This is a genomic window from Mesorhizobium sp. ORS 3428, from assembly GCF_001854785.1.
Lineage (GTDB): Bacteria > Pseudomonadota > Alphaproteobacteria > Rhizobiales > Rhizobiaceae > Mesorhizobium.
In genome coordinates this window covers 1-5,420 of record NZ_MDFL01000039.1, presented here as the reverse complement: position 1 = coordinate 5,420, position 5,420 = coordinate 1, and the positions used below count along the sequence as shown (strand labels likewise).

General features: G+C 57.3%; 5 protein-coding genes. 2 read left to right on the top strand and 3 right to left on the bottom strand.

The window, feature by feature from the left end:
• From ORS3428_RS05650 to ORS3428_RS05640, 3 genes are all read right to left on the bottom strand, one after another.
• Window positions 1-610: nodulation protein NolU (locus ORS3428_RS05650; RefSeq protein WP_071095365.1), on the bottom strand; the 610-nt coding region annotated here is incomplete at its 3' end.
• A gap of 12 nt (window positions 611-622) precedes the next feature.
• The gene (gene sctJ / locus ORS3428_RS05645) at window positions 623-1,468 is read right to left on the bottom strand and encodes a type III secretion system inner membrane ring lipoprotein SctJ (RefSeq protein ID WP_071095363.1); all 846 of its coding nucleotides are present in this window, start codon (window positions 1,466-1,468) and stop codon (window positions 623-625) included.
• 9 nt (window positions 1,469-1,477) lie between these two features.
• A complete protein-coding gene (locus tag ORS3428_RS05640; RefSeq protein WP_071095361.1) occupies window positions 1,478-1,990 on the bottom strand; it encodes a nodulation protein NolB in 513 nt (170 codons plus the stop codon).
• A gap of 221 nt (window positions 1,991-2,211) precedes the next feature.
• On the opposite strand from ORS3428_RS05640, the gene ORS3428_RS05635 reads away from it, so the two are divergent.
• Complete coding sequence (locus ORS3428_RS05635) at window positions 2,212-2,874, top strand: nodulation protein NolW (RefSeq protein WP_108722984.1); 663 nt, start codon at window positions 2,212-2,214, stop codon at window positions 2,872-2,874.
• A gap of 259 nt (window positions 2,875-3,133) precedes the next feature.
• Window positions 3,134-5,032 (top strand): HrpF/NolX family T3SS translocon protein, encoded by a 1,899-nt coding sequence (locus ORS3428_RS05630; protein WP_071095359.1) that lies wholly within the window; start codon window positions 3,134-3,136, stop codon window positions 5,030-5,032.
• The last annotated feature ends 388 nt before the right edge of the window (window positions 5,033-5,420 follow it).

Genomic DNA, 5,420 nt, shown 5'->3' with positions numbered 1-5,420 from the left:
CCAGGTACGCCAGCACAAGCGAAAACAATTGGTATGCGGCATCGCGGTGTTCGGTCGCAGGATTCTCGGCCGCGGTCCCGACGGGCAAGCGTAGGAACACCCGGTGGCGGTCGAGCAAAGAATGCTCATCGAGCCAAACCCCCAGACAGGCTAATCCATCGTGTTCAATCCGTTGGGCGAGTTTTTCCGGATCTGCGATCAAGCTGGTTGAGATCGCTTGCGCCTGGTGTCGGATGCCAAACGTATGCGCTTCAGCGCCGATACGTTCGATCAGAACGGTAAGTTCAGACTTGGAAACCAGCTTCACCAGCGAACGGRCATGCCAGATACTACCGGCAAACACAGCCGCTTGGCGCGGATCATGCCCATGCAGAAGGTCCGGCCCCCAACCGCTTCCATTGAGGTCCATTCCATCGTCGAGGAGTAGTTTTGCCAGTCTTGGCTGCAGTCTTTGGTTGTTCTGYAACCGCACCAACGTCGCAGCCGACAAARCCGGGTCAAGGCGTGCAGCAAGGCGGGTCGGATGGGCTGAAGCGGCAAGCTCGCCCAGGACCGTAAAAGGCAATTTGAACGAGTCGTTGCGTTTGAGGGTTTGCATCCGTATCGGCATTGGGAATACCTCCTATGCGGCATCGCCGATGGTGTTTTTACGAGCGGCCGCGATTGCTGAAACACCCGAGCGCCCCTCGAGCCTGGCTCGTTGCGATAGCTGCCTCCKCCCATAGACAAGAGAAGTAGCCAAGTAGAACAGCACCGCGAATACTGCCACAGCGAGACCCGCAATGACCGCCAGAATTGGCACCGGAATTGATTTAGCTGCGTGGGTCAAGGCAGGCCGTTGCTCAACTGCCGGCCGTTCCGCCGGCACGAATACGACCTCTACCTTGTCGTAGGATAACCCTTGGATGCTGTTTGCAACGAGCATCTTTATCTGCGGCAGTAGAGCCGAGACATTTATGTTGGCATCGTGGCGGACGAATACCGAGGCCGAGGATGGTGTGGCGCGCTCCCGCAACAGGTCGTWGTCAGGCAAAACAACATGGACACGTGCTGAGAAAACGCCGTCGATTTCGCTAATGGTATGCGACAATTCTTCGTTCAACGCATAGACGTAACGGGCGCGCTCCTCGGTCGGCGAGGCAACGAGGCCCGATCCTTCGAATATTTCGCCGAGATTCTTGAAAACCTGACGCGRCAGCCCTTTCGCATTCAACAGGTTGRTTGAGAAGGCAACCTGCTCATTTTCGACCTGAATCGTGCTGGTCCCATCCTTGGCTTCGACGCGGACCGCATCCACGCCGTTGTCAAGCAAAAGCGCGAGCATCTCATTGGCATCGCGTTYCTGCAATTTTGTGTAGAGATCGTCCTTGCAWCCACTCAGAAGCAAGAGTAGCGGCAAAACGTAATGACACGATCGCCGACCAGCCGGGCGGCGATCAATGCCTTCGCCGTGCGGTGACGCGATCATGCGCCTCGTTCATCCTTGTTTTATTAGAGTGTTCACGGATGACGTAGCGCCGCTGATACTCTTGGTGACAAGGGAAACCTCAGTGACGGCGCTGTATACTTCCCGCAGACTGGCAATCATCGCTTCGTAATTCTCCCTTCCTGGCGGAGCGCCTGACATGCGCATTCCCGACCCTGCTTGGGAAGGGGACTGCTCCGCCGGCCCGAGTAGGAAGTCCTTCACAACGGGTACCTCTTGGTCGGGCGTGGCAGGTGTCACGGCATTGTCCCTATACAGCGATGAAAGGGTCTGGAGCACGCGGTCGCCCAATGGGCTCGTCTCGCTGGTCGCGCGCGGAACCTGCAGGACTGGAGCAACAGGCCCCGCCCCCGCCGTCGCCGACGGGCCATCGTTTTTGATCGAAGCGACCGCCTCTACAAGTGCGCACTCAAACTGAGCCTGCGAGCCGCATGCTGACCTTTCCCCCACCCTAGACAGGTTATCGGCAAAATTGGCAGAGATGGACGTAACACCAATTGTCATGCAAAGACTCAGTTATTCTGTTTGAGGTGTGATGATTTGATCGTTCATCACCCGCTGTCGAGCTGCTGTCCTAGGGAGGCGAACTGACGACAAGCTGACGAACTGGCCACCAAGCGTCATTTAAAGGCCACGTTCGGCGTCCAGGTCAGCACGAACTTCAACTTTCGATTTTGGACAAGATGCCGGAAAATACGATCCGATCTWCCATTCTGCACATTGCGATGAGAGTTCTCTTTCTCGGGGTTCTTCTCTCCACCGGCATTTATACGACGCTGGCGGCCCCTCTGTCGCTGCCGTCGACGCCTTATAGGTATACAGTTCTGGATCAGGACCTGTCCGCCGCTTTGCGAGAATTCGGCAACAACCTCAATGTCCACGTCAACGTCAGCTCCGAGGTAAAGGGGCGCATCCGCGGGCGTATGCCGAGTATGTCGCCGCGCGCGTTTCTGGATCGCTTGACCGACCTCTACGATCTCCAATGGTATTATGATGGGCTTGTGCTCCACGTATCTGCTGCGAAAGAAGCGCAGACTCGTATGCTGGTTTTGACTTCAGTCCGCTTCGAGGTGTTCAAGGCGGCCCTTGATGAGCTTGGAATTTCCGACGAGCGCTACGTCGTGAGACCGGCACCGGGAAAGGGCCTAGTCATGGTTTCCGGCCCACCCYGCTTCATTGTGCTTGTGGAGCAGACGTACAACGGCCTCGTAGCGGAGGCACAGGCGCGACCTCACGACACCGGGACGCCCCCAAAGGAGACGGAATTGATGTTGTTTCGTGGCTCCTCGACCGTGGTCGTTCGCGATGGGCGACCTGAAGGTCCGTTCTCTTCCGAAATGCCGCATCAGGACAGCGTCGTCCGTGAGCCTGCACAGAGCCAGAGATGACAATTGAGGATTCACCGCAGCTTCCCCTAGGAAACAACAAGGCCGCCATTCGCTAACAATTGCGCTTCCTTCCGCACTCGTCAGCTGTTCGACAGCTGAAGCTTGTAACCGGTGTTGTCGCTGACGAGGAACTAAAAATCAGCAGCATTGATAGCCGCACGTTAGTCATGCGGCCGGCGTTCGGTATTCCGTCGGGAACGACGGTGGCACCAGGTGACGCAAATGTGACGGCTTTTGATCTCAACTGTGAGGATGCACGATGTCACTTAACCTTTCGGCAGCAAATAGCTCCACCCCCGCCCTCTCCCCACAGGCCTGCGCGGGCCTAGAACCTTCTCCGCAAATTGTCGCCCAGACCGGGCAAGGCGCGCTTCTGCCCTTCCAGGCGATGCTTTCCAGCTGCTCGCCGCAGGACAAAGTGCCCGATTCCTTCGCGCAACTGGGCGTGCCAGCGGATTTGAAGTCGGCCATGGACGAATTCCAGCAGCACCCGCTGGACGAACTGTCGCMAGATGTGAAGGCGTCGCTGCGAGACTTGCGAGAGYACCCGCTCGAGCTCATGCCACCCGCTCTGAGGGAAGCATTCAAATCATTGGGTCAAGCCTCTGCGGGCGCTTCGCCTCCCATCGCACCACCTCCCATCGCGCCGGCGCCGATAGCGGGTACGCGGATCACGTGGTGTGGCGGCAAGCTGACTGAGCCCGAGTTGCAGATTGTAGCGGTGCTGAACCGCCATAAGGACAAATGCCCGCTCAGTTGGGATTCGCTGAGCGAGCTAGCCAATGATCCGTCCACGCCGCCGGATCTTAAGGCTGCTATCGAAAGCTTGCAGCAGGACCCGGAGCTCTTTTATGCCATCGGCTCGCAGGGTGATGGCCGCTGCGGCGGCAAGATCAAGGCAAATGATTTGTCCGGGTTCTCAGGCCATCACCCACAAGTCGCCGCCTTCCAGGACCAGCAAGCACGAAGCTACGAGCAGAACTACATCCCATCCGACGGATCTGGAAATGGTCAGCCGACGGTCATGACCTTGAACGATGCAGTGCGCGAGCTTTACCGATACTCCGACAACCTACCCAAGAACCTGAGCCTGGCTGATTTCGACAAGATCGTTGACGGCACAGCAAAAACCGGCAAATGCCCGCCCCAAGTCATTGCAGCCGCCCAATATTTCCTCACTCATCCAGATGCCTGGAAGCAGTTGTATGGTGGYTCGATCGACAAGGTGCACAAATATGACTTCCTGCAAGTCGCCTCATCGTCGATGAGCCTCACGCAACCCGAGCTGAACACGCTCGATACAATTAGCCGCAATCAGCGTGACTTTTTCGGGAGCGGTGTCCTGACGCGTGACAAACTGGCGAAGATGGCCGACGACAAGAGTCTCGGTCCGAAGGTACGGCAAGCGGCGTCGCAGCTACTGTCAGATCCTTTATTGTTCGGTTTGCTGAACAATTCAATTACGGGCTACAAGACCCATCATGGGTTCTTCGACTTCGGAGGGGGACATACGGTCGATTCCGGTAACATCAGCAACCGGGACTTCACGAAATTCTACAACGATATGACGGTTGCGAACCGCACGATTCAGCAGGCAAAGACCCATGTTCCCAAAACCCAGGCAGATAAGGACGCGGTCGCGGACATGAAGATGGGCATGGCGGACCAGCCCGATATCAAGTCTGTCAAGAAGAATGGCGGGGCTTTGATGCACGCCATCGACGGCGTTCTCAAAGTGGGCTCGCAAGTTTTTGATTGGGCCGCGACAGCGGCGGGGCTGCTCAGCTTCGTTCCGGGCCTGGGCCAAGTGGCCGATGCTGTTTCAATGGCGATTGAGGGGGCGTCGCAAGCGGCGAAGCTTATCCATACCGCCATTAGCGGAGGCAACATTAAGATGGCTTTGGCCGAAGCAGGCCTCGATTTCGCGGCTCAGGCTGTAAGCCTTGTCGCCGGCCCCGAGGTCAAACTCGCAATTCGCAACGGTCTCGTGAAGGCGGCGGTAGAAGAGGCCGTCGCGGCCGGCGTCAATCTACCGGTTGCGGCCGCGAAATCCTATGCAGAAGATTATCTAAACAATCTGAAGGCACGCCTTGAGGCTGGCCCAATGCAAGCCGCAGGCGTTCCCGACTATGCAGGCATGCCTCAAAACATAGCCTGATAAATCACTCCGCGTCTCCTTCCGCGCGGATTGCCTATCCTGCCAATCAGCGGCTGCACAAACTTTGCCGCCCTGATTGGTGGGCTGGGTTGCGGCGGGGTGGATCCCTCGATGGTGCGATAGATCATCCATTGCATAGTCGGCGCACCATCCAAAAGGATGTCGTGGATGTCGCTGACAACAAGTTCCGCATGCCGATCATGGACGCGTAGCGTAGCCTTCAATCGATCAGTTCCTGGCGGGGTCTTAGAATAGCCTGGCAGGAAGGGGAAGTTTGTCCGACTGCGATAGCGAACCTCAATCAAAGCACGGCTGTCGTCCGACTAATCTTCGCTCGAGCATCACCATCTGCGGGCGTGGTAGACGAGGAGGCTTTGGTTGCACAAGT

What these genes read in the sequence shown, in the direction of transcription:
- ORS3428_RS05640 (WP_071095361.1), bottom strand. Translation starts at nt 1,990, where the DNA reads ATGACAATTGGTGTTACGTCCATCTCTGCCAATTTTGCCGATAACCTG.